The sequence below is a fragment of the Bacillus sp. JAS24-2 genome, from assembly GCF_008274905.1.
Classification (GTDB): Bacteria; Bacillota; Bacilli; order Bacillales; family Bacillaceae_G; genus Bacillus_A; species Bacillus_A cereus.
Genome location: NZ_CP031068.1, coordinates 1,171,022 through 1,193,116 on the forward strand (window position 1 = coordinate 1,171,022; position 22,095 = coordinate 1,193,116).

Genomic DNA, 22,095 nt, shown 5'->3' on the forward strand with positions numbered 1-22,095 from the left:
AGGAGTGTGTGAAATGAATCGCGAAAAAAGTTCTTTATATGAAGAAAAATCCGAGCATTATTATAATGCAGCGAATCCGAATTTATTAAAGCATATAAAAAAGGAATGGAAAGAAGTTCTTGATATTGGTTGCTCGAGCGGTGCATTGGGAGCAGCTATTAAAGAAAACGGTACACGTGTATCAGGAATAGAGGCATTTCCAGAGGCGGCAGAAAAAGCGAAGGAAAGACTAGATCATGTTATTTTAGGGGATATAGAAAAAATAGATCTTCCTTATGAGGAGGGGCAATTTGATTGCGTCCTATTTGGGGATGTATTAGAGCATTTATTTGATCCGTGGGCTGTGATTGAAAAGGTTAAGCCATATATAAAGCAAAATGGTGTGATTTTAGCAAGTATACCAAACGTTGCTCATATTTCAGTATTAGCTCCCTTACTTGCTGGAAATTGGACGTATACAGAATATGGTTTATTAGATAAAACACATATTCGTTTCTTTACATTCAATGAAATGCTAAGAATGTTTTTAAAAGCAGGATATTCAATTAGTAAAGTAGATCGTGTATATGTTGATCATAAAATGTATGAGCCGCTTATTGAGGAGTTATATGGAATTTGTAAAAAATATCGTCTTGGAAGTGGCTTCATGGCTGAGACAGTTGTATTTCAGTATATTATTGAAGCTGAAAAATCACAATTATGAGTGCTGCAGACAAAACAATATTATTTGTTACATGCATAAATGATCGGAAATTGTATGCAAACTGCGTGCGACATATATTGCAATTGTTAGTACCGCCAGGGTATATTGTCCAATTTATGCCGATTCGAAATGCGAAAAGTATGACGAGTGGATACAATCAAGCCATTTCGCATCCAGCGAAGTATAAAGTGTATTTACATCAAGATGTTTTTATTATAAATAGGGCTTTTTTATACGGATTACTTCAATTATTTGAGGAACATGAAAACCTTGGGATGATTGGGATGGTTGGAGCGCAATATGTTCCTCCGACTGGCGTATGGAACGAAGGGCGTGGAATTGTAGGAAAAGTCATTGGTTATATGAATGATTTGTTTTATATGGCAAGTTTAGAACAACCGTATCATGAATCAAAAACATTTATTCCTGTAGAATGTATTGATGGTTTATTAATGGCGACACAATATGATGTTCCGTGGCGAGAAGACTTATTTGACGGATTTGATTTTTATGATGTATCTCAATCATTTGAATTTAAAAAAGCAGGATATACAGTCGGTGTACCTGTACAGCGCGATGCTTGGTGTATCCATTATCATTTTGATGTGAATATGACGAACTATGAAAAGTATCGGGAAATATTTGTGGAACACTATATGTCAGATGTAAATAAGGAAGAATAAAAGGGGGGACAAAAATGAAAGATCATACAATATTAGTCGTTGTTTGTGTAAATAATGAGGAGCTTTTCAAACAATGTGAGAGCCAAATAAGAAACATTTTTGTTCCCTCTGGTTATGTCGTGCAAATTTTTCCGATACGAGATGCGCAAAGTATGGCAAGTGCATACAACCGAGCTCTTTCATATCCAGCGAAATACAAAGTGTATATACATCAAGATACATATCTTATTAATCGAGACATGTTTTCTACACTTATATCTCTTTTTAAAGAAAATGAAAAGCTTGGTTTAATAGGAGTCGCTGGGGCTCAGTTTTTACCGAATAACGGGATATGGTGGGAAGGAAAAAATTTAGTAGGGAAAGTGATTGAGTATAGAAGACGGAATTATCAATTATTAAATTTAGATCAGGTTTTTTATGGTAATCAACCATTTTTGTCAGTTCAGGCAATTGATGGTTTATTCATGGCAACGCAGTATGATATTCCGTGGCGAGAAGATTTGTTTCAAGGGTTTCACTTTTATGATGTGTCACAGTCTTTAGAGTTTCAAAGGGCTGGTTATTTAATTGGTATCCCAAATCAAGCAAATTTATGGTGTATTCATTACAACGGGGATGAGTTTGATGCGGATACATATGAGAAGTACCGGAAAGTGTTTGTAGAACATTACAAAGATATATTATCTCCATCATAAAGGAGAGATGAAAAGTGAAAGGAATTATTTTAGCAGGTGGTACTGGATCGAGATTATATCCAATAACGAAAGTAACGAATAAACATTTACTTCCTGTTGGTCGGTATCCGATGATTTATCATGCGGTATATAAGCTAAAACAATGCGATATTACAGATATTATGATTATTACGGGTAAAGAGCATATGGGGGATGTTGTTAGCTTTTTAGGGAGTGGTCATGAATTTGGAGTGTCCTTTACGTATCGTGTGCAAGATAAAGCGGGCGGGATCGCACAGGCGTTAGGGCTTTGTGAAGATTTCGTCGGGAATGATCGTATGGTAGTTATATTAGGGGATAATATTTTTTCAGATGATATTCTTCCGTATGTTGAAGAGTTTGCAAATCAAAAAGAAGGTGCGAAAGTGCTATTGCAATCTGTAGAAGATCCCGAAAGATTTGGCGTAGCACATATTCAAAACCGAAAAATAGTTGAAATTGAAGAAAAGCCGAAAGAGCCGAAAAGTTCTTATGCGGTTACGGGAATTTATTTGTATGATTCGAAAGTCTTTTCTTATATTAAAGAATTAAAACCTTCTGCACGGGGAGAACTTGAAATTACAGATATAAATAATTGGTATTTAAAACGAGGGGTACTTACTTATAATGAAATGAGCGGCTGGTGGACTGATGCGGGAACTCATGCTTCGCTTCAAAAGGCGAATACGTTAGCGCGTGATATTAATTTTGGGAAACAGTTTAACGGAGAATAGGTGAGAATATGAAAGTTGTAGAAACAAATTTTACCGATGCAAAATTGTTAGAACCGAGGTTGTTTGGAGACGAGCGTGGCTTTTTTTCAGAGAGTTATAATAAGCAGGTGCTAGAAACATTAGGGATAACGTATTCATTTGTACAGGATAACGTATCTTATTCGGCTAAGGCAGGAACGATTCGGGGACTACACTTTCAAAAAAAACCGAAAGCACAAACGAAACTCATTCAAGTTATGCAAGGGGTAATTTATGATGTTATCGTTGATTTACGAAAAAAATCACCAACATTTAAACAATGGAAAGGATATATTTTAAGTGCAGATAACCATCGGCAATTACTAGTGCCAAAAGGGTTTGCGCATGGATTTTGCACGCTTGTTCCGCATACTATCGTTATGTATAAAGTAGATGAATATTATAGCGCAGAGCATGACTCAGGATTACTTTGGGAAGATAAAGATTTAGCAATTCCTTGGCCAGTAACCGATCCTATATTGTCCGATAAGGATCAGATATTACCATTATTAGAGGAATATGAAGATAGTTTTTAAGTAGGAGCGTTGTTTATGAATATATTAGTGACAGGTGGGGCTGGATTTATTGGAAGTAATTTCGTTCATTACATGCTACAAAGTTATGAAACATATAAAATTATTAATTACGATGCCTTAACATATAGCGGGAATTTAAATAACGTAAAATCTCTTCTGGATCACCCGAATTACTCTTTTGTAAAGGGAGAAATTCAAAATGGAGAGCTATTAGAACACGTTATAAAAGAGCGAAACGTACAAGTGATTGTAAATTTTGCAGCCGAATCACATGTGGATCGTAGTATTGAAAATCCGATTCCTTTTTATGATACAAATGTAATCGGGACGGTCACTTTATTAGAACTAGTTAAAAAATATTCGCATATAAAACTTGTGCAAGTATCAACGGATGAAGTGTATGGCTCTTTAGGAAAAACAGGGAAGTTCACAGAGAAAACGCCGTTAGCTCCAAATAGTCCATATTCTTCAAGTAAGGCGAGCGCGGACATGATAGCTCTATCTTACTATAAAACATATCAATTACCGGTTATAGTAACGCGTTGTTCTAACAATTATGGACCGTACCAGTATCCTGAAAAATTAATTCCATTAATGGTTACGAATGCACTAGAAGGAAAAAAACTACCGTTATATGGTGATGGTTTAAATGTAAGAGATTGGTTACATGTAACGGATCATTGCAGTGCGATTGATGTTGTTCTGCATAAGGGACGTGTAGGAGAAGTATATAATATAGGTGGAAATAATGAAAAAACAAATGTAGAAGTTGTGGAACAAATTATTACTCTTTTAGGAAAAACAAAAAAAGACATTGAATATGTTACAGATCGTTTAGGGCACGATCGTCGTTATGCGATTGATGCAGAGAAAATGAAGAATGAATTTGATTGGGAACCGAAATACACGTTTGAACAAGGATTACAAGAGACGGTGAAATGGTATGAAAAGAATAAGGAATGGTGGAAATCACTAAAAGACCAGTAAGGGGCATGTTAAATGAAAGAGAGGGTTATCATAACAGGAGCAAACGGTCAATTAGGAAAGCAACTATTTGAAGAGTTAGACTCTGAAGAATATGATATATATCCATTTGATAAAAAGTTATTAGATGTGACAAATATATCCCGAATACAACAAGTGGTACAAGAAATAAAACCACATATAATTATTCATTGTGCTGCCTATACGAAAGTAGATCATGCGGAGAAAGAACAGGATTTTGCGTATAGAATAAATGCAATCGGAGCTCGAAATGTAGCGGTTGCTTCACAATTAGTAGGGGCGAAGCTAGTTTATATTAGTACTGATTATGTATTTCAAGGTGCCAGACCAGATGGATACGACGAATTTCATAGTCCAGCGCCGATAAATATATATGGGGCCTCTAAGTATGCGGGGGAGCAGTTCGTCAAAGAGTTACATAATAAATATTTTATCGTTCGCACATCGTGGCTATATGGTAAATATGGAAATAATTTCGTGAAAACGATGATGCGATTAGGAAAAGAAAGAGATGAAATATCCGTTGTAGCGGATCAAGTTGGCTCTCCTACGTATGTGGCGGATTTAAATATGGTTATTAATAAGCTCATTCATACTTCTTTATACGGTACATACCACGTATCAAACAGTGGTTCATGCTCTTGGTTTGAATTTGCACAAAAGATATTTTCGTACGCCAATATGAAAGTGAATGTATTACCTGTTTCAACGGAAGAATTCGGGGCTGCAGCTGCGAGGCCCAAATATTCTATCTTTCAACATAACATGCTACGATTAAATGGTTTTTCACAAATGCCGTCTTGGGAAGAAGGATTAGAGCGGTTTTTTATAGAAACCAAAAGTCATTAACAAATTTCTGTTAATGACTTTTTTGTTTGCCTTTAAGCGGTTTTATGGTACTATAATTATAGTATCAGGTACTAATAACAAGTATAAGTATTTCTGGGAGGATATATCATGGAACTATTACAAGGGAAAACATTTGTTGTTATGGGCGTTGCGAACCAAAGAAGTATTGCATGGGGAATAGCTCGCTCTTTGCATAATGCAGGTGCAAAATTAATATTCACATATGCAGGAGAACGTTTAGAAAGAAACGTTCGTGAATTAGCGGACACATTAGAAGGACAAGAATCACTTGTATTACCTTGTGATGTAACGAATGATGAGGAACTTACAGCTTGCTTTGAAACAATTAAACAAGAAGTAGGTACTATTCACGGTGTAGCACATTGTATTGCTTTTGCAAATCGCGATGACTTAAAAGGTGAATTTGTAGATACTTCTCGCGATGGATTTTTACTTGCACAAAATATTAGCGCATTCTCTTTAACAGCTGTAGCAAGAGAAGCGAAGAAAGTAATGACAGAAGGCGGAAATATTTTAACATTAACATACCTTGGCGGCGAGCGCGTTGTGAAAAATTATAACGTTATGGGTGTTGCGAAAGCTTCATTAGAAGCGAGCGTGAAATATTTAGCGAACGATTTAGGTCAACACGGTATTCGTGTTAACGCTATTTCTGCAGGACCAATTCGTACGTTATCTGCAAAAGGTGTAGGCGATTTCAACTCAATCTTAAGAGAAATTGAGGAGCGCGCACCACTTCGTCGTACAACAACGCAAGAAGAAGTTGGCGATACAGCAGTATTCCTATTCAGTGATTTAGCACGCGGTGTAACAGGAGAAAACATTCATGTTGATTCAGGGTATCATATCCTAGGATAAATATAATATTAATTTTTAAAGGACAATCTCTAAATGCTGAGATTGTCCTTTTTATTTGTTCTTAGAAAGAACGATTTTTAACGAAAGTTCTTACCACGTGATGAATATAACTATAATAGTACACGATTTATTTAGCTACGTATGGAAGTGGGAGGGACGAGTGTGAAGAATAAAAATAAAAGTTCAACAGTTGGAAAACCGTTGTTATATATCACGCAAGTAAGTTTAGAACTTGCTGCACCGAAAATAAAAAGGATTATCCTGACAAACTTTGAAAATGAAGATCAAAAAGAGAAAAGTAATAGACAAGAAAATATTGTAAGAAGTGCTGTGGAAGAGGTAATAGAACAAGAACAACAAGAAGAGCAGCAAGTGGAAGAAAAAATAGAAGAAGAAAAAGAAGAACACATAGAACAAGAAGAGCAAGAACCAGAACCAGTAAGAACTGTCCCGTATAATAAATCATTTAAGGATATGAATAATGATGAAAAAATTCATTTTTTACTAAACCGCCCTCATTACATTCCGAAAGTAAGATGCAGAATAAAAACAGCTACAGTCTCATATGTTGGATCGATCATATCGTATCGTCATGGCATTGTATCTATTATGCCGCAAAATAGTATGAGAGATATTAGGTTGTCTATAGATGATATCCAATCGATTAGTATGGCCGGTTTTTAAATATGTAAAGGTGGTAGAAAACTTCTACCACCCCAATAGTTTTTTAGTTTACTTTACGATAGAAACGTCGCGTAAGCATTGAATCGCACAGAAACAGCTTAAATCAACAGTAATGCAAGTAGTTGTAGATATTAATCTTGCATTTGGTACAGCTAAAAACGTACAAATTGGATCGTCACCAGGTGGTACCGGAGTACCGTCACCTAATACTACAGTTAATACACGTAGCACAGCACAGCTATCATCATCTACACTTTCCACACGGAAAATTGGAGATCGGCAGCTAGTAAGGCTTGAAGATGGTGCAAATGCTTCAAAAGGTTCTCCAGTTTTTGTGTATAAAATAAAAGGGCGTGTATTTGCTACTGATGCAGTATTGTGTGCACCTAAAAATGGGATTTCACAACCAGATCCACATGTTGTTGTAGAACAATCTTGTAATTCATTGATGAATTTTACAACGTCAACTACACAATGAGAAGAGCCATGGTGTTTATTTTCGTTACAACTCATTAATGTCACTCCTTATCTTCTTGTTTGTATTTACATTAATAAGATATTGGAGTCGAGGAGATTTGGTCACAATCTCAAGACCTTTTTTTTTAAATAGGCGAAAGAGGATAAGGGAAGGTGGAATTATGCTGTTTACAAGCTGGCTTTTATTTTTTATTTTTGCGTTAGCTGCTTTTAGGCTCACTCGTTTAATTGTTTATGATAAAATTACAGCCTTTTTGCGAAGACCATTTATTGATGAATTAGAGATTACGGAGCCGGATGGAAGTGTATTAACGTTTACAAAAGTGAAAGGTAATGGATTAAGAAAGTGGATTGGCGAATTATTAAGCTGTTATTGGTGTACAGGTGTATGGGTTAGTGCTTTTTTATTAGTCTTATATAATTGGATCCCTATCGTTGCAGAACCGTTACTTGCATTATTAGCTATTGCAGGAGCGGCAGCCATCATTGAAACAATTACAGGATATTTTATGGGAGAATAATATATTTTCATAATACGAGAAAAAGCGGAGTTTAAAAGAATGAGGGAACGGAAATAAAGAGTTGTTCATATAGTAAATAGACAGAATTGACAGTAGAGGAGATGTTTGCTGTGAGCAATAATCCAAGGCAGAATTCATATGACCTGCAGCAGTGGTATCATATACAGCAACAACACCAAGCACAACAACAGGCATATCAAGAACAATTACAACAACAAGGATTTGTGAAGAAAAAGGGATGCAATTGTGGGAAAAAGAAGAACACAATAAAACAATATGAAGAATGAAACACTCATGCTACTGTGAGTGTTTTTTATTATATATAAAAAGCGGTATTTCTGTATTAGAAATACCGCTTTTTACTAGCTAATTTGTGCAACTGTTAATGCTGCAGCACGAATGTCTACAGTTCCAATTAACTGAACTGGCACAATTTGAATTAAGTCACCAGGATTTAAGTTAATAAGAATAACACCGCTGGATACGTCTACTTCACCAGTACCAATAACGTTAGAACGAACTGCTGTACCTGATCCAGGAATAATATTAGCTGGTGTATTTAATGATAAGAAGAAACGACCAGCTTCTGGTGCAACAGGTGAGTTATCAAGACTAATTGTTAATGTATAACTGATTTGATAAATACCAGCTCGTAGAATTCGAATGCCATCTCCGACACTTACTGTATCATTTATTACAGGAACAGTAATATTTGGGTTTGGACTTACGCTAGGTAATAATAGTGGTGTAAATAGTGAAGCAAACTGAGGTGCAGACGCGTTGAAAGCAAAACCAAAGGCAGGTAGTGTACTAGCTGGCTTCGCCTCACAATCGATTTTAGTAAATTCACAATCAGAAGAGAACATGTTTTTCACTCCTTTATCTGTTTCTACTTTCAGTTAATGAAAAGGACAGGTTCTATGTTCTAGACAAGTTCCCAATTTTAAGAAATTTACATAAGAATACTCTTTAAGCATGGATTGGGTGGCAGAATACTCTGCCACCCAATCCATGCTTAACTCATTATTTAGTTTTAAATAGAAACATCACGTAAGCATTGAATAGCGCAGAAGCAACTTAAATCAACAGTAATGCAAGTGGAGGTTGATATTAGTCTTGCATTTGGTACAGCTAAAAACGTACAGATTGGGTCGTCACCAGGTGGTACAGCGGTACCATCACCTAAAACTACAGTTAATACACGCAATACAGCACAGTCATCATCATCTATACTTTCTACGCGGAAAATAGGAGATCGGCAGCTAGTAAGGCTTGAAGATGGTGCAAATGCTTCAAAAGGTTCTCCAGTTTTTGTGTATAAAATAAAAGGACGTGTATTCGCTACTGATGCATTGTTATGTGCACCTAAAAATGGAACTTCGCAACCAGATCCACATGTTGTCGTTGCACATTCTTGTAGTTCATGTATAAAACGAACAACATTCGATACACAGTTGAAATCACACTCATGTTGATGATCTTCATTACAATTGCAGCTCATTATGTTCACTCCTTCTCGTGAGTTCTGACATACACTATTACAATATGAGTGGGATATGGCTGATATTACGTTAATTCTCACGATAAAAACAAGGAATTTATATAGGAGGGATGTACATAACGTGATATAAAAAAAGACATCCTTATTTAGTGGATGTCTTTTCAGGTAAATCTTTTCGCACAGTATATAAAAAACGAGATATGTCTAATTTCTTTCCTCTGAAAAATTGCGGAGAAGAAATGTAAAGTTCTTCTTTCGCACGTGTAATGGCAACGTAAAGTAATCGGCGTTCTTCTTCTAACGCTTCAGAAGTTTCCGTAACACGATCATTTGCATCTTTTAAAGAAGAAGTATGAGGCAGGATTCCATCACTCGCTCCAAGTAAAAAGACACATGGAAATTCAAGGCCTTTTGCGTTATGAATTGACATAAGTGAAACGGCATCTTTTTGCGGCATTGTTTTTAATGCTTCCATTTCTTTTTGACCTTGAATCGCCTCGTCGATAAATTGTAAATAAGCTGGAATATCGGTGAAACGAGTTGCAGACTCCATTAATTCTTCCAACATTTCTTCTTGTATGTCTTTATGCATCGTAAAGGAAGAACGATCGTTACTTTGTAAGTACTCTAAATATTTTCCTTTACCATGAATGATTTCTTTTAATGCTTTTTTCGGTTCTAATTCTTTAATAAACTTAATAAAATCGATGCGCTCATTTACCTTTTTCACTTGAAAAGGTTTTAAGCTTGGATTTAATAGTAAGAAATGAAGAAGAGAAGGGAAGCGCCCCTCACCATATTTCCATTGTTCACGTTCAATAAATGAAATACAATCATCACGTCCGATATACATCGTCGGCAATATGTTTGAAAGGGATTCTAGTCGAAACGGCTCAATCACGAGTCTTAAATGATCTAATACAGGCTTAATTAAAGAATGTTCATAAAATGATTGGCTCGCTCCGTGTTTAATAAACGGAATTTTATGAATGGTAAGCTGATCAAGTAACGAACGACTTACAGAATGTGTGCGATACAGTAAACAAAAATCTTTATAGTTTCGTTCACCACTCTCTACTTTTTCTTGAATAAGCTGCAAAATTTGATTTGCTTCATCAAGAGTCGTAGCAGGTCTTGCATAAAAAGGTTGTACACCTTCCTCACGAACAGAGTATAGCTCTTTATCAAAACGTTCTTGATTTAATTTTATAACTTCATTTCCAAGCCCGACGATAAAGGGATTGGATCGATAATTCGTATTTAGTGCAATGATTGTTGTGTTATCAAATTCTTTGGGAAAAGATAAAATAATTTGGTGACTTGCTCCTCGCCAGCCGTATATCGCCTGGTCGTCATCACCTGCGATAAATAAATTATTTCTTGGCGTGGCTAACAATTTTACGATTTCATATTGTGCATACGATGTATCTTGAAACTCATCTACTTCAATGTAGTGAAAACGTTGCTGTAATTGAGTTAGTAAAGGAGCATTATTTTCTAACATATAATATGTTTCCAATAAGATGTCATCGAAATCAATATAATTGTATCTTTGTTTTACCTCTTCAAAACGTTCGTATACTTCTTTAAATTCTTGTTCGACTGGTGTTTTCGCTTTTACATCTTTCGGACGATTTAATTTGTTTTTCTCAAGTGAAATCATCGCGAGCATCGTTTCCGCATCATAATCGTCTTTTAAACGCAATTCTTTTAAGATTTTCTTTATCATAATTTGTTTATGTTTTTCATTTGCTAAAATTTGCTGATTATAACCTTGGCTACGAAGCAATTTTAAGAAAACAGAGTGGAATGTACCAGCAACAACATAGCTACTTGCTGCATGATTCATACCCGGTAACTTCGCAACACGACTTCGTATTTCTTCAGCTGCTTTTTGTGTAAATGTAAGTAATAAAATATTTCGTGGATGAACTTGTTTTACATTTACTAAATAACCAACGCGAGTTGTTAAAACAGATGTTTTCCCGCTTCCGGCACCAGCTAGTGTAAGAACAGGACCTTCTGTTGTACGCACGGCTTCTAATTGTTTTTCGTTTAAAAAAACATTTTGTTGCTCGAGAGCGCGGAAATAAGCCGCATCTACATCTTCTTCCATAATTAAATGGGTAGATGTTTTCGGAATATGATATGTCGCACGCGGAATATCAGCGTGTGTTAACGATTTTTGTGAAAATTTTTCTTGTGTCATATGTTCACCTTCAAAACTATAGCATCAACATTTAACTTTAGCGGAAGAAAAAGAAAATAGCAATGTAAAAAAACAGGAGGGGTCACCTCCTGCTTTCAAATTACAATTCTTTTATCATTACGACGTGCGGGATATTTGCTTCCATAAATACATCAGAACTTGTTACATATCCAAGTTTTTTATAGAAATCTTCAGCATGTGTTTGAGCGTGAAGTTTCAATTTCGGTAGCGAATTTTCTTTTGCATACGCTTCAAGCGAATCCATAATAATTTTTCCGATGCCTTTTTTACGATGGGAATTTAGCACGCAAATGCGTTCCATTTTTCCTATACCATCAAGGGTGCGAAAACGTCCAGCACCAACTGGAACATCATTGTCATATATAACAACGTGTGTTGAAGTTTCTTCAAACTCATCGTACTCTTCTTCAGCAGAGACACGTTGTTCATTTACAAACACTTGTTTACGTACAGAGAATGCATCTCTTAGTTGTTCGTCCGTTTGTACAATCTGTGCGTGCAAATTAGTTGTTCCCCTTTCCAAGACGGAATGTTTCGTGTACAGTCCATGTTCCATTTTCTAATTGATATAGAAGATGGAAACGATCAATTGGTTGTTCGTAATAGAAATCTTTCATACGTAATCGGCCCAACACATCAGCATGCTCTGCATCTGATAAGCCTTGTCCGATTGTTAAATGAGGTACGAAAGCATATTCGCGTTCTTGCGTGAATAACCCGCTATGCATTTCTTCATTTAAGAAAGTAAGTTCAGGTGTTTTTTCTACTTTAAAGTAAAGGACGTTATTAACAGGTGCGAATGAACCAACTTTCCCAACATGAAGGGTGAAAGGGTTCGTTTTACTTGCGATTGTATGTAACTCGTTTACAATCGACTCTAATTGTTCATCTTGCGCCTCAAAGGGTGTTTTCAATGTAATATGTGGCGGAACTAATGCGTAGTGCGGGTCATAACGTTTACGCAATCCGTTCGCTTTATCTTGAATCATTTTAGATGGAAAAATTACAATGCCTAATTTCATGTTCCAATTCCTCCCTTTGTAAGTCTAGTTAGATTTTGAGATAAATAAATCTCTTTATCTATTATATCAAATTATTCTGAATACTGCTCTCTATTATTTCATTGATAGAATATGAGAGAAGGCTTTCGGTAAATCAGTCTGCCAATATTTCCAAGTATGATTGCCTTCAAATTCCTCATAATGCGTGATGAAGTTTCTATCTGTAAGAAGCGTATTTAACTCACGGTTCGGCCCTACGAAATCAGATACTTGTCCATCAGTACGCTTTACAGCCGTTTCTTCTGTACCGATGACGTGATACAGTTCTAACGCCTGTGGATCTTTGAATTCTTTTGCTAAGTTCATCACTGTCTCATCCACAAATGGTGATTGCATAACGACTTTACCGAATGTATGCGGATACATAAGTGCAGTCATAAAGGAAACTGTTCCGCCAAGAGAATCACCAATTAAAACACGACCTTTTCCCATTTGGTACGTTGGATAATTTTCATCAATATATGGTGCAAGTTCATGAGCAAGGAAACGAATATATGCAGCATTTTTTACTTCATTTGGGAAATATTTTTCTTTACGATCATGTACATTTTTATATGGAATACCGACAATAATTGTACGGTCAATTTCTTCGGTTTCACGAAGGCGCTCAATTACACGGTGCGCTTTACCAAGCTGAAAATAATCTCTACCATCTTGTGCAATTACAACTGTATGTTTGTGCAGTGGTGTGTAATTTACTGGTAAATAAACGAGAAGTGTAACATCTTCTTGAAGTGATGCGCTATAAAATGAAATTTCTTCAATTCTCCCTATTGTTTGACTCATGTAGATCCCCCTAAATAAAAATTTACTGTAACGATTGTAAGAGCGACGCTTGTAGTGAAAAGGAAAGAAATATTCACTAATTGGTGCCTTAATTTCTATTTTACCATAATGGTACGAAGAATCTAAAAAATTAGTATTTAAGTTGCGAAAGAAAACGGATATAATGAAGTGGGATTTTTGACAGGTGAGAGGGGAGACAGGATTTGAAACAAGAAAAATCAATCGCACTACCATTAGCAATTTCTATAATTGCCATTTCCTTTGCAGCAGTTTTTGTAAAGATGTCCTCAGCACCATCTTCAATATTAAGTATGTACCGCTTATGGATTATCGTACTTATTATGCTGCCTATCGTATGGAAAAAAAGAGAGGAATTTAATAGGATTCAAATGAAAGATTGGGGCTTTTTAATTGGATCTGGTTTCTTTTTAGCACTGCATTTTCTTTTATGGTTTGAATCTTTAAAGCATACAACAGTTGCTAGTTCAACAATTATTTTGGCACTTCAACCAATCGTATCTTTAGTTGGAGGTTTTTTTCTATTTAAAGAAAGAACAACATATTCAGCCATTGCAACGATGGGAATCGCTATTTTAGGAGTAATGTGCATTGGTTGGGGAGATTTAGGTTTAAGTAAGCAAGCAATTTATGGTGACATATTATCCTTTCTAAGTGTAATAGCGGTTGTCGGTTATTTATTTATCGGGCAAACGACAGTGAAGAAAGTATCGCACTGGATTTATAGCTTTACAGTCTTTGCGTTCGCAGGTCTTTTTATGGGGATTTATAATGTTATATTACAAGTACCCTTTACAGGTTATACGAAGTGGGATTGGACTGTTTTTCTTTTACTTGCGGTTGTGCCGACAGTGTCACATGTAATTAATAACTGGCTATTAAATTATGTAAATGCAACGACAATTTCAATGAGTATTTTAGGAGAACCTGTTGGAGCATCTATACTTGCGTTCTTCTTACTTGGAGAAAAATTAAATGCAATGCAAATGATCGGTAGCATGCTCGTATTGTTTGGTGTACCTGTTTTCTTAATGCAGCAACAAAAGCGAACAGCAAAAAATGTCGTAAACGAGCCAGTGTATACACAGGAATTATAGTGTTAGGGGAGAAAAGAGAAGTTATGATACTTCTCTTTTTGTTTTATAGAAATGCGGGCGTAGAAGGGGGAGGAAAATGGAAGAGATATTAAAGAAGTATATGAATAGATTTACAACACTAAGTGAAGAAGAGCAGCAAATGATCCTCAGGGAATTACAAATTGAAGAATATAAAAAAGGAACAGTGCTCCTAAGACAAGGAAATGTTCCGTTAAAATGTTATTTTGTATTAAAAGGATGCGTTAGGCAACATAGTATAGATGAAGCAGGGAAAGAAGTTACATCAAATTTTTATACAGAAGAACAGGCAATTTCGAATTTCAACCATCATAAACAAGATAAATCTTCATCATATACGTTAACGTGTTTAGAAGATTGTACTGTAGTTGTTGGTGATCTACATAGTGAAAAGGACATGTATAATAAGTATTCACAATTAGAAGAAATGACGCGTAAAATGATCGAGTACAATTTCGGTGAAGTACAAGATGAACTTGCTGTATTTATCTCATCGACACCAGAAGAGCGATATAAAACATTGTTACGAAAACGCCCGTATTTAATTCATCGCGTTCCACAATATCAGCTAGCAAGCTATCTTGGCATGACACCAGAATCATTAAGTAGAATTAAGAAACGGCTTAATTAGAGTGTTTACCACCTTTCAATAGTAGCCATATCACAAGTCCTAATTCACCTGCAATCATAGGTAATTGGAATAGTGATTGTATGAGTGAAATCATTGTATCGTATTGTGTAAACATTGTATTCATGACGTGAATTAGCATATAACCGGTAGCAGCAATGAACAGCAGTATACTAATAAACTTTGGTATCTGTTTAGAGAGAAAAGCTACATAGCCTAAAACGAAAAGATGCAATCCAAAAATGATCAATCCTACAGACCAAATGTATTCGAATGCACTGAGAAACAACATTGTATATGTTTCTGGATTTGCAATTGTATTTTTTGAAAGTAATAATGCCAATATTAGATTGAATATAGCAATCCCAAGTATAGCTGTATACATAAGACGAAGCAAAGCGGCTAGTAATGAGAGGCTAGTATGAATTGGTTTTAGAAAGAAATAAAGAGCCCACGCAGCGACAATATCAGTGATAAAAATGATAATCCACCCAAAAACTTCCGCTTTGAAAAGTGAATTTGAAGTTTGGATATTATGGAATGTTGTACTCGCATCTCCTTGTATAACGAGGTTTCCATGAACAAAACCGTAAGAGAAAAATGCAATGAATGCCATAACAAGAAGAGATGTGCTAGCAAATAAGGCGTACTTTCGTTCAGTCATAATATGTCCTCCTTTTCTAATATTGTTTTCATTGTAATAGGGAAGAGAAGGAGATTCATTGACTTAAATCAAGACGGGGAAAGTTTAGTAGAATTTCCATCAAAAAAAATGTATGGTTATATCCAATTTTTTATTAACCTTGTAAAAAGTAAAAACTAAAATATTGAAATCAAGTAAAAGAGTGGCTACGAAGCCACTCTTTTACTTTGGATTTGTCATATAAGGTTGTACATGAATGACACATAGGTCACGAAATTTGCCTTCAGCAGTTGTGACAATTACGACTGCTTTACCTGCACTTTTTCCAGTAATCGTCACGGTGTCACCTTTTGGATATATGGTGATGATATCAGAATTCATATTTGACCAAATAAGCTCTTTATTCGTTGCTTGTATTGGTAAAATGGAAGCTGATAACACAATGTTTTGTCCCGTTTTTATTTTTAATTTATGTTTTTCCATATGAACACCGATGACTGAAATAACAGAAGGAGCAATTGAAATTTTAGGCGGGTTAGGTTGCATGTTTAAACAAGACGCAGAAGTATTTGTGATAGGTGAAAATTTTCGTGTTTGTTGTTGCTGGAAAGCTGCTAACATGTTGGAGTCCCCTTTCTGTATAAGTGCTGATACTCATACTATAAAGGAGTAGTGTTATGTTAAATTTAACGAAACATAAAGAATTTGTTAAATTTGATAAAAAGATTGTCGAACTGTAAAAAATCTCTGCTGTTATGATAACAGCAGAGATTTTTTTATAAATTATGACGATGTTGTTTTTCGAAATCCTCAAATTGCTCTTTAACTTCTTTTGAAGGTTGTGTTAGTAAACTAACAATTACGATGGCTAGTAAACTAATAGCGAAACCTGGAATCATTTCATATAAGAAATCTTTTAAGAATTTGAATTGAGTCCATATAATAACAGTAGCGGCACCAGAAATCATACCGGCAAGTGCGCCCCACTTCGTCATACGTTTCCAATATAAGCTTAATAAAATAGCAGGTCCGAATGAAGAACCAAATCCAGCCCAAGCGTATCCAACAAGAGCTAAAATCGTATCATTTTGTTTAAACGCTAATGCGCACCCAACTAATGCAATAACAAGTACAGCCATACGACCGACAAATACAAGTTCTTTATCAGATGCAGAACGTTTGAAGAATGTACGATATAAATCTTCAGTTACAGCACTAGAAGTAACGAGTAGCTGTGATGAAATTGTACTCATAATCGCTGCTAGAATGGCTGCTAATAAAAATCCAGTAATAAGTGGATGGAATAAAATTTTCCCAAGTTCAAGGAAAATTGTCTCTGGATTAGATAATGTCAACTCTTGTTGTGAATAGTAAGCAATACCAATAAGACCAGTAAACATAGCTCCAACAACAGAGAAAATCATCCAGCTCATACCAATTCTTCGTGCACTTTTAAGTTCTTTTACAGAAGAAATTGCCATAAAGCGTACGATAATATGAGGTTGTCCGACATAACCAAGGCCCCATGCGAATAGAGAAATCATTCCTAAAGTAGAGGCACCTTTAAAAATATCTAGACGTGTTGGATCTACAGATCGAATTGTATCAAATGCAGGTCCAAGTCCGTTCGAATTCATAATTGTTACGATAGGAACAAGAATAAGAGCGACCACCATAATGATTCCTTGTACGAAGTCTGTCCAACTTACTGCTAAGAAACCACCAAATAATGTGTAAGCGACAACAACGCCTGCAACAATGAATAATCCAACATGATAGTTCATGCCAAATGAATTTTCAAATAATACAGCGCCTGAAACTAATCCTGAAGCTACATAAAAAGTAAAGAAAATCATAATAACAAGTCCGGATACTAAGCGTAGCATATGAGATTTGTCGTGGAAACGGTGTTCCAAAAATTCTGGAATAGTAATAGAGTTATTTGCAATTTCTGAGTAGGTACGTAAGCGAGGAGCGACATAAAGCCAGTTTGCGTATGCGCCTAGTGTTAGGCCGATCGCAATCCAACTACTACTTAATCCAACGCTAAACATTGCACCGGGTAATCCCATTAAAAGCCAACCACTCATATCGGATGCTCCAGCACTTAATGCTGTTACTGCGGGGCCTAGTGTACGCCCGCCAAGCATATAATCTGTTAAGTTGGACGTTCGTTTGTAGGCGAAATAGCCGATTACTAACATCCCGAGCATGTAAATAGAGATAGAAGTTAAAGTTAACATCTGCGTACTCATGTAGTTCCCCTTTCTTTTGTCAGGTCTTTTGATGCGTTATGCATATTTATCCCGCATTAACGGGCAGCAAAACTCCCACCTTAAAATTGGCTGGGCAAGGAAGTTAGGTGGGAGATCAACTGTCCGTTAATGCCCGATTGATTCAACTAATAATCAGTGGGGATGAACACCCTCTACTGATTAAAGTTTCACTTTATAATCTATCATGATTATTCTGAAAAATCCATATAGAAATACGAATTTTCAGAAATGTAAGCGTTTTTTGGTGTCATTTTACTTTTTTAATATATAATATTCATACAAAAAACCTTATTTTTAATAGAGTATTTATTATATTTACATAAAAAGAGGTTGTTTTGTCAATATAATATTGAAAGGAAAGAAAAATAAAATTTTTAAAAAAGTATTGACTTGTGAAAAAAGTCAGGTCTATAATGAGTGCAACTTAAAAAAATGCAAGCGTTGATGAAGAAGAGTACACATGATGAACATGTCAGAGAGCTGATGGTTGGTGCGAATCAGTATGGAGTTGATGTGGAATGGGCTTCGGAGCTTCCAAACCGAAACGAAAGAAGTAGGCTTTGGCGACATGATCTCATCGATACAAGAGACACGTATTGTTTTTGATACGGTAAAGTGCGTTACATTTGTAACGAATTAAGGTGGCACCACGGGAGTACCCGTCCTTTCTATAGGATGAGTACTCCCTTTTTGTGTATAAAAAATTAAATAAATGAAATCGTTTAAGTAAGAAGAGTACGTATATTGGAGACGTTACAGAGAGCCGGGAATAGGTGGGAGCCCGGTACGGTGCCATATACGGAATGGGCTTACGAGAGGTATGCTGAACAATTATTTTTAGTAGGCAACCCGGGTTCCGCCGTTACAAGGATAAGGTATAAAATTTGTACCTGAACAAAGCGGGATGCTTTTGCATCCAACACGAGGTGGTACCGCGGTATATTTATCGTCCTCTACATATTTTCGATATGTAGGGGACTTTTTTATTTTTCAGGGTGAGGTGAAGGACATGATGACGAAAGAAGAATTTATAAAACAAAAAAGAGAGAGAAAGACATTTTTAGTAATCACTGAAGAAGAAGGAGATAGCATTACGCCAATTTCTTTATATAGACGTATGAAAGGGAAGAAGAAATTCTTATTAGAAAGTTCACAGCTTCATCAAGATAAAGGGCGTTATTCTTACTTAGGATGTAATCCTTATGGAGAAGTGAAAAGCGTTGGTACGGAAGTGGAACGAACGATTTACGGCCGGGCAGAAAAGTTACAAGGTAACGTACTGCAAGTGTTAGAAGAAGTAATCGTACCATCACAAGTAGACAGTCCATTTCCATTTTGCGGAGGAGCAGTTGGTTATATTGGATATGATGTCATTCGACAGTATGAAAACATTGGAGCGGATTTACACGACCCATTAAATATTCCGGAAGTACACCTTTTACTATATCGTGAGTTTATCGTTTACGATCATTTACGCCAAAAGTTGTCGTTTGTATATGTATGCAGGGAAGATGATTCAACAGATTATGAGGAAGTATACGAAAGGCTACGAGTATACAAAGAGGAAGTGCTACAAGGAGAAGAAGCTGAAGTAAATGCAATACAATCCACATTATCATTCACTTCTTCTATAACGGAAAAAGAGTTTTGTGAGATGGTAGAAATTGCGAAAGAATATATAAGAGCGGGAGACATATTCCAAGTCGTACTATCACAGCGTTTACAAAGTGAATGTATTGGGGATCCATTCGGGTTATACCGAAAACTTCGAATTGCAAATCCATCACCATATATGTTCTATATCGATTTTCAAGATTATGTTGTACTCGGTTCTTCGCCGGAAAATTTACTATCAGTAAGGGAGGATAAAGTGATGACGAATCCAATTGCTGGTACAAGGCCGAGGGGGAAAACGAAGAGGGAAGACGAGGAAATCGCAAAAGAACTGTTAGGCAATGAGAAAGAGCGAGCAGAGCATATGATGCTTGTAGATCTTGGGCGAAACGATATTGGTAGAGTGAGCGAAATCGGCTCGGTTACGATAGATAAATATATGAAAGTAGAAAAATATTCTCACGTTATGCACATTGTATCTGAAGTTTACGGAACATTGCGAAAACAAATGGGCGGATTTGATGCGTTAGCGTATTGCTTACCAGCAGGGACGGTTTCTGGAGCTCCGAAAATTAGAGCGATGGAAATTATAAATGAACTAGAGAATGAAAAAAGAAATGTATACGCTGGTGCAGTTGGATACGTTAGTTTTTCAGGAAATCTTGATATGGCGCTCGCTATTCGAACGATGGTCGTAAAGGATGAAAAAGCATACGTTCAGGCAGGAGCAGGAGTCGTTTACGATTCAGATCCAGTAGCTGAATATGAAGAAACATTAAATAAAGCGAGAGCGCTTTTGGAGGTAATGAAATGATTGTACTTATCGATAATTACGATTCGTTCACATATAACTTGTATCAACTGTTAGGCGAACATGAAGAAGAAATTGTAGTTGTAAGAAATGATGAAATAACGATAGAACAGTTAGAAGAGATGAATCCAAGAGGAATTGTACTTTCACCAGGACCAGGAAAACCAGAGGATGCTGGCATTTGTATCGACGTCATCCGTCATTTTTATAAGAACGTTCCCATATTAGGGATTTGTCTTGGCCACCAAGCGATCATAGCTGCATTTGGAGGAGACATTGTTAGAGCAGAACGTATTAAACATGGAAAAACATCGCGTGTGAAACATAACGGAATGTCAATCTTTTCATACGCTACACAGCCGCTAACGGCGATGCGCTATCATTCCCTTGTTGCAGAGCAAACGAGCTTGCCAAAGTGTTTTGACATATTAGCGACAGCGATGGACGACGGAGAAATAATGGCAGTCCGTCACAATTATTATCCGCTCTTCGGATTACAGTTTCATCCGGAATCAATCGCAACAGAAGAAGGCGGAAAGTTAATACGTGCCTTTTTAACAGAAGTAAAAGAGGAGGAAAGAGTATGAATAACTATCTTCGTAAATTAGTTGAGGGTCAACATTTAACAGAAGAGGAAATATATAAAGCAGGATTACTTTTATTAAGTGAAAACATATTAGAAAGTGAAATTGCAGCTTTCTTAGTCTTACTGAAAGCGAAAGGTGAAACTGCAGAAGAAATATACGGTCTCGTTCGAGCTCTTCGCGAAAAGGCATTGCCATTTTCGAACCATATACAAGGAGCAATGGATAATTGCGGGACGGGTGGCGATGGTGCTCAAACGTTTAATATTAGCACAACATCAGCATTCGTACTGGCAGGAGCAGGTGTAAAGGTTGCAAAACATGGTAATCGTGCTGTTTCTAGTAAAACAGGAAGTGCAGACTTATTAGAAGAACTAGGTGTAAATATTAGTAGTACGCCAAACGAAATTGATTATTTACTAGAGCATGTAGGTATTGCATTTTTATTTGCACCAGCGATGCATCCAGCACTAAGGCGCATTATGAAAATAAGAAAAGAGTTAAACGTGCCGACGATCTTTAACTTAATTGGCCCTTTAACAAATCCAGTGAATTTAGAAACACAATTTGTCGGTATTTATAAACGAGATATGTTATTACCAGTTGCACAAGTATTACAAAAGTTAGGCCGGAAACAAGCACTTGTCGTAAATGGAAGTGGTTTTTTAGATGAAGCATCATTACAAGGGGAAAATCACGTAGTCCTTTTAAAAGATAATGAAATAGTAGAAATGAGTATTGATCCAGAAAAGTATGGTTTTTCAAGAGTGAAAAATGAAGAAATTAGAGGGGGGAATTCAAAAGAAAATGCAAAGATTACGCTTGAAGTATTGAGCGGAGAAAAGAGTGTTTACCGCGATACCGTTTTATTAAATGCAGGTCTAGCTCTTTTCGCAAATGGAAAAACGGAAACGATTGAAGAAGGAATTAAACTCGCGGCACATAGCATCGACTCTGGAAAAGCATTAACCAAATTAAACTTATTAATTGCAGCAAGCAACGAAAAATTAGAAAGGGTGAACTAAA

Annotated in this window: 26 protein-coding genes and 2 other annotated features; of the genes, 16 read left to right on the plus strand and 10 right to left on the minus strand. The window is 36.2% G+C overall.

Translation table 11 applies throughout. The annotated features are described in order from the left end of the window. The first annotated feature begins 13 nt into the window (after positions 1-13). The 9 genes from DN407_RS06065 to DN407_RS06105 all read left to right on the plus strand — a co-directional run bounded on the left by DN407_RS06065 (position 14) and on the right by DN407_RS06105 (position 6,804). Entirely contained in the window at positions 14-703 is a 690-nt protein-coding gene (locus DN407_RS06065) for a class I SAM-dependent methyltransferase (protein ID WP_001078432.1), read from the plus strand. Then, on the plus strand, positions 700-1,386 hold the full coding sequence (locus tag DN407_RS06070) for a glycosyltransferase family protein (protein WP_149216106.1): 687 nt from the start codon (positions 700-702) through the stop codon (positions 1,384-1,386). Before DN407_RS06065 ends, DN407_RS06070 begins: the two co-directional genes overlap by 4 nt. Positions 1,387-1,400: 14 nt before the next feature. Further along, positions 1,401-2,081 carry a glycosyltransferase family protein gene (locus DN407_RS06075; protein ID WP_000651529.1) on the plus strand — a complete coding sequence of 227 codons (681 nt, stop codon included), beginning with the start codon at positions 1,401-1,403 and terminating at the stop codon, positions 2,079-2,081. Positions 2,082-2,095: 14 nt separating this feature from the next. Then, positions 2,096-2,833 (plus strand): sugar phosphate nucleotidyltransferase, encoded by a 738-nt coding sequence (locus DN407_RS06080; protein WP_000676160.1) that lies wholly within the window; start codon positions 2,096-2,098, stop codon positions 2,831-2,833. An 8-nt stretch (positions 2,834-2,841) separates the two neighbouring features. Beyond that, positions 2,842-3,387, plus strand: a complete 546-nt coding sequence (gene rfbC / locus DN407_RS06085) for a dTDP-4-dehydrorhamnose 3,5-epimerase (RefSeq protein WP_149216107.1) — start codon at positions 2,842-2,844, stop codon at positions 3,385-3,387. A 15-nt stretch (positions 3,388-3,402) separates the two neighbouring features. Next, positions 3,403-4,374, plus strand: coding sequence for a dTDP-glucose 4,6-dehydratase (rfbB, locus tag DN407_RS06090; protein WP_134995145.1), 972 nt, complete (start codon positions 3,403-3,405; stop codon positions 4,372-4,374). 12 nt (positions 4,375-4,386) lie between these two features. Next, a complete protein-coding gene (gene rfbD, locus DN407_RS06095; protein WP_048568771.1) occupies positions 4,387-5,241 on the plus strand; it encodes a dTDP-4-dehydrorhamnose reductase in 855 nt (284 codons plus the stop codon). Between the two features lie 108 nt (positions 5,242-5,349). Beyond that, positions 5,350-6,120 carry an enoyl-ACP reductase FabI gene (gene fabI / locus DN407_RS06100; protein ID WP_000421886.1) on the plus strand — a complete coding sequence of 257 codons (771 nt, stop codon included), beginning with the start codon at positions 5,350-5,352 and terminating at the stop codon, positions 6,118-6,120. 141 nt (positions 6,121-6,261) lie between these two features. Beyond that, a complete protein-coding gene (locus DN407_RS06105) occupies positions 6,262-6,804 on the plus strand; it encodes a spore coat CotO family protein (RefSeq protein WP_002196304.1) in 543 nt (180 codons plus the stop codon). Positions 6,805-6,852: 48 nt separating this feature from the next. Here DN407_RS06105 and exsY read toward each other — a convergent pair whose 3' ends face one another. Then, on the minus strand, positions 6,853-7,317 hold the full coding sequence (gene exsY, locus DN407_RS06110; protein ID WP_001277743.1) for an exosporium assembly protein ExsY: 465 nt from the start codon (positions 7,315-7,317) through the stop codon (positions 6,853-6,855). A gap of 125 nt (positions 7,318-7,442) precedes the next feature. On the opposite strand from exsY, the gene DN407_RS06115 reads away from it, so the two are divergent. Further along, positions 7,443-7,802, plus strand: coding sequence for a DUF1360 domain-containing protein (locus tag DN407_RS06115; protein WP_149216108.1), 360 nt, complete (start codon positions 7,443-7,445; stop codon positions 7,800-7,802). Between the two features lie 101 nt (positions 7,803-7,903). Then, positions 7,904-8,089, plus strand: coding sequence for a hypothetical protein (locus DN407_RS06120; RefSeq protein WP_029948404.1), 186 nt, complete (start codon positions 7,904-7,906; stop codon positions 8,087-8,089). Between the two features lie 75 nt (positions 8,090-8,164). Here the strand turns inward: DN407_RS06120 and exsF are convergent, their stop codons facing one another. From exsF to DN407_RS06150, 6 genes are all read right to left on the minus strand, one after another. Further along, entirely contained in the window at positions 8,165-8,668 is a 504-nt protein-coding gene (exsF, locus tag DN407_RS06125) for an exosporium protein ExsF (protein ID WP_000492939.1), read from the minus strand. 167 nt (positions 8,669-8,835) lie between these two features. Next, positions 8,836-9,303 carry a spore coat protein CotY gene (gene cotY, locus DN407_RS06130; protein WP_001277719.1) on the minus strand — a complete coding sequence of 156 codons (468 nt, stop codon included), beginning with the start codon at positions 9,301-9,303 and terminating at the stop codon, positions 8,836-8,838. A gap of 142 nt (positions 9,304-9,445) precedes the next feature. Next, positions 9,446-11,512 (minus strand): ATP-dependent helicase, encoded by a 2,067-nt coding sequence (locus tag DN407_RS06135; protein ID WP_000191205.1) that lies wholly within the window; start codon positions 11,510-11,512, stop codon positions 9,446-9,448. A gap of 100 nt (positions 11,513-11,612) precedes the next feature. Then, a complete protein-coding gene (locus DN407_RS06140; protein WP_000543306.1) occupies positions 11,613-12,035 on the minus strand; it encodes a GNAT family N-acetyltransferase in 423 nt (140 codons plus the stop codon). Position 12,036: 1 nt separating this feature from the next. Continuing rightward, positions 12,037-12,555 carry a YjcG family protein gene (locus DN407_RS06145; RefSeq protein WP_000765863.1) on the minus strand — a complete coding sequence of 173 codons (519 nt, stop codon included), beginning with the start codon at positions 12,553-12,555 and terminating at the stop codon, positions 12,037-12,039. Positions 12,556-12,648: 93 nt separating this feature from the next. Next, entirely contained in the window at positions 12,649-13,380 is a 732-nt protein-coding gene (locus DN407_RS06150; RefSeq protein WP_000084013.1) for an alpha/beta hydrolase, read from the minus strand. Between the two features lie 203 nt (positions 13,381-13,583). On the opposite strand from DN407_RS06150, the gene DN407_RS06155 reads away from it, so the two are divergent. Together DN407_RS06155 and DN407_RS06160 are read left to right on the plus strand one after the other, a co-directional pair. Then, positions 13,584-14,495 carry a DMT family transporter gene (locus tag DN407_RS06155; protein WP_149216109.1) on the plus strand — a complete coding sequence of 304 codons (912 nt, stop codon included), beginning with the start codon at positions 13,584-13,586 and terminating at the stop codon, positions 14,493-14,495. A gap of 76 nt (positions 14,496-14,571) precedes the next feature. After that, positions 14,572-15,144, plus strand: a complete 573-nt coding sequence (locus tag DN407_RS06160) for a Crp/Fnr family transcriptional regulator (protein ID WP_070757200.1) — start codon at positions 14,572-14,574, stop codon at positions 15,142-15,144. On the opposite strand, the gene DN407_RS06165 is transcribed toward DN407_RS06160, so the two are convergent. The 3 genes from DN407_RS06165 to putP all read right to left on the minus strand — a co-directional run bounded on the left by DN407_RS06165 (position 15,137) and on the right by putP (position 18,039). Continuing rightward, on the minus strand, positions 15,137-15,805 hold the full coding sequence (locus tag DN407_RS06165; protein WP_149216110.1) for a DUF4386 domain-containing protein: 669 nt from the start codon (positions 15,803-15,805) through the stop codon (positions 15,137-15,139). The genes DN407_RS06160 and DN407_RS06165 overlap by 8 nt on opposite strands. Before the next feature lie 201 nt (positions 15,806-16,006). After that, positions 16,007-16,405, minus strand: coding sequence for an Ig-like domain-containing protein (locus tag DN407_RS06170; RefSeq protein ID WP_000878734.1), 399 nt, complete (start codon positions 16,403-16,405; stop codon positions 16,007-16,009). A gap of 155 nt (positions 16,406-16,560) precedes the next feature. Then, the gene (gene putP / locus DN407_RS06175; RefSeq protein ID WP_000107211.1) at positions 16,561-18,039 is read right to left on the minus strand and encodes a sodium/proline symporter PutP; all 1,479 of its coding nucleotides are present in this window, start codon (positions 18,037-18,039) and stop codon (positions 16,561-16,563) included. Positions 18,040-18,492: 453 nt separating this feature from the next. Continuing rightward, positions 18,493-18,730, plus strand: a binding site (T-box leader). Between the two features lie 42 nt (positions 18,731-18,772). Next, positions 18,773-19,017: a binding site (T-box leader), on the plus strand. A gap of 52 nt (positions 19,018-19,069) precedes the next feature. Between putP and trpE the strand changes: the two genes are divergently transcribed. Genes trpE through trpD form a run of 3 tightly spaced genes read left to right on the plus strand, consistent with a single transcriptional unit; the run spans position 19,070 to position 22,094 of the window. Then, a complete protein-coding gene (gene trpE, locus DN407_RS06180; RefSeq protein WP_149216111.1) occupies positions 19,070-20,488 on the plus strand; it encodes an anthranilate synthase component I in 1,419 nt (472 codons plus the stop codon). Next, positions 20,485-21,072: an aminodeoxychorismate/anthranilate synthase component II gene (locus DN407_RS06185; protein ID WP_000636318.1), complete on the plus strand. Its 588-nt coding sequence runs from the start codon at positions 20,485-20,487 to the stop codon at positions 21,070-21,072. The genes trpE and DN407_RS06185 overlap by 4 nt, the downstream gene beginning before the upstream one ends. After that, on the plus strand, positions 21,069-22,094 hold the full coding sequence (gene trpD / locus DN407_RS06190) for an anthranilate phosphoribosyltransferase (protein ID WP_149216112.1): 1,026 nt from the start codon (positions 21,069-21,071) through the stop codon (positions 22,092-22,094). Before DN407_RS06185 ends, trpD begins: the two co-directional genes overlap by 4 nt. The last annotated feature ends 1 nt before the right edge of the window (position 22,095 follow it).

What these genes read in the sequence shown, in the direction of transcription:
- rfbB (WP_134995145.1), top strand. Translation starts at nt 3,403, where the DNA reads ATGAATATATTAGTGACAGGTGGGGCTGGATTTATTGGAAGTAATTTC.
- DN407_RS06115 (WP_149216108.1), top strand. Translation starts at nt 7,443, where the DNA reads ATGCTGTTTACAAGCTGGCTTTTATTTTTTATTTTTGCGTTAGCTGCT.
- trpE (WP_149216111.1), top strand. Translation starts at nt 19,070, where the DNA reads ATGATGACGAAAGAAGAATTTATAAAACAAAAAAGAGAGAGAAAGACA.
- rfbC (WP_149216107.1), top strand. Translation starts at nt 2,842, where the DNA reads ATGAAAGTTGTAGAAACAAATTTTACCGATGCAAAATTGTTAGAACCG.
- cotY (WP_001277719.1), bottom strand. Translation starts at nt 9,303, where the DNA reads ATGAGCTGCAATTGTAATGAAGATCATCAACATGAGTGTGATTTCAAC.
- DN407_RS06105 (WP_002196304.1), top strand. Translation starts at nt 6,262, where the DNA reads ATGGAAGTGGGAGGGACGAGTGTGAAGAATAAAAATAAAAGTTCAACA.
- rfbD (WP_048568771.1), top strand. Translation starts at nt 4,387, where the DNA reads ATGAAAGAGAGGGTTATCATAACAGGAGCAAACGGTCAATTAGGAAAG.
- DN407_RS06145 (WP_000765863.1), bottom strand. Translation starts at nt 12,555, where the DNA reads ATGAAATTAGGCATTGTAATTTTTCCATCTAAAATGATTCAAGATAAA.
- DN407_RS06185 (WP_000636318.1), top strand. Translation starts at nt 20,485, where the DNA reads ATGATTGTACTTATCGATAATTACGATTCGTTCACATATAACTTGTAT.
- DN407_RS06170 (WP_000878734.1), bottom strand. Translation starts at nt 16,405, where the DNA reads ATGTTAGCAGCTTTCCAGCAACAACAAACACGAAAATTTTCACCTATC.
- DN407_RS06065 (WP_001078432.1), top strand. Translation starts at nt 14, where the DNA reads ATGAATCGCGAAAAAAGTTCTTTATATGAAGAAAAATCCGAGCATTAT.
- fabI (WP_000421886.1), top strand. Translation starts at nt 5,350, where the DNA reads ATGGAACTATTACAAGGGAAAACATTTGTTGTTATGGGCGTTGCGAAC.
- DN407_RS06135 (WP_000191205.1), bottom strand. Translation starts at nt 11,512, where the DNA reads ATGACACAAGAAAAATTTTCACAAAAATCGTTAACACACGCTGATATT.
- trpD (WP_149216112.1), top strand. Translation starts at nt 21,069, where the DNA reads ATGAATAACTATCTTCGTAAATTAGTTGAGGGTCAACATTTAACAGAA.
- exsY (WP_001277743.1), bottom strand. Translation starts at nt 7,317, where the DNA reads ATGAGTTGTAACGAAAATAAACACCATGGCTCTTCTCATTGTGTAGTT.
- DN407_RS06075 (WP_000651529.1), top strand. Translation starts at nt 1,401, where the DNA reads ATGAAAGATCATACAATATTAGTCGTTGTTTGTGTAAATAATGAGGAG.
- DN407_RS06160 (WP_070757200.1), top strand. Translation starts at nt 14,572, where the DNA reads ATGGAAGAGATATTAAAGAAGTATATGAATAGATTTACAACACTAAGT.
- putP (WP_000107211.1), bottom strand. Translation starts at nt 18,039, where the DNA reads ATGAGTACGCAGATGTTAACTTTAACTTCTATCTCTATTTACATGCTC.
- DN407_RS06150 (WP_000084013.1), bottom strand. Translation starts at nt 13,380, where the DNA reads ATGAGTCAAACAATAGGGAGAATTGAAGAAATTTCATTTTATAGCGCA.
- DN407_RS06120 (WP_029948404.1), top strand. Translation starts at nt 7,904, where the DNA reads ATGTTTGCTGTGAGCAATAATCCAAGGCAGAATTCATATGACCTGCAG.
- DN407_RS06070 (WP_149216106.1), top strand. Translation starts at nt 700, where the DNA reads ATGAGTGCTGCAGACAAAACAATATTATTTGTTACATGCATAAATGAT.
- DN407_RS06165 (WP_149216110.1), bottom strand. Translation starts at nt 15,805, where the DNA reads ATGACTGAACGAAAGTACGCCTTATTTGCTAGCACATCTCTTCTTGTT.
- exsF (WP_000492939.1), bottom strand. Translation starts at nt 8,668, where the DNA reads ATGTTCTCTTCTGATTGTGAATTTACTAAAATCGATTGTGAGGCGAAG.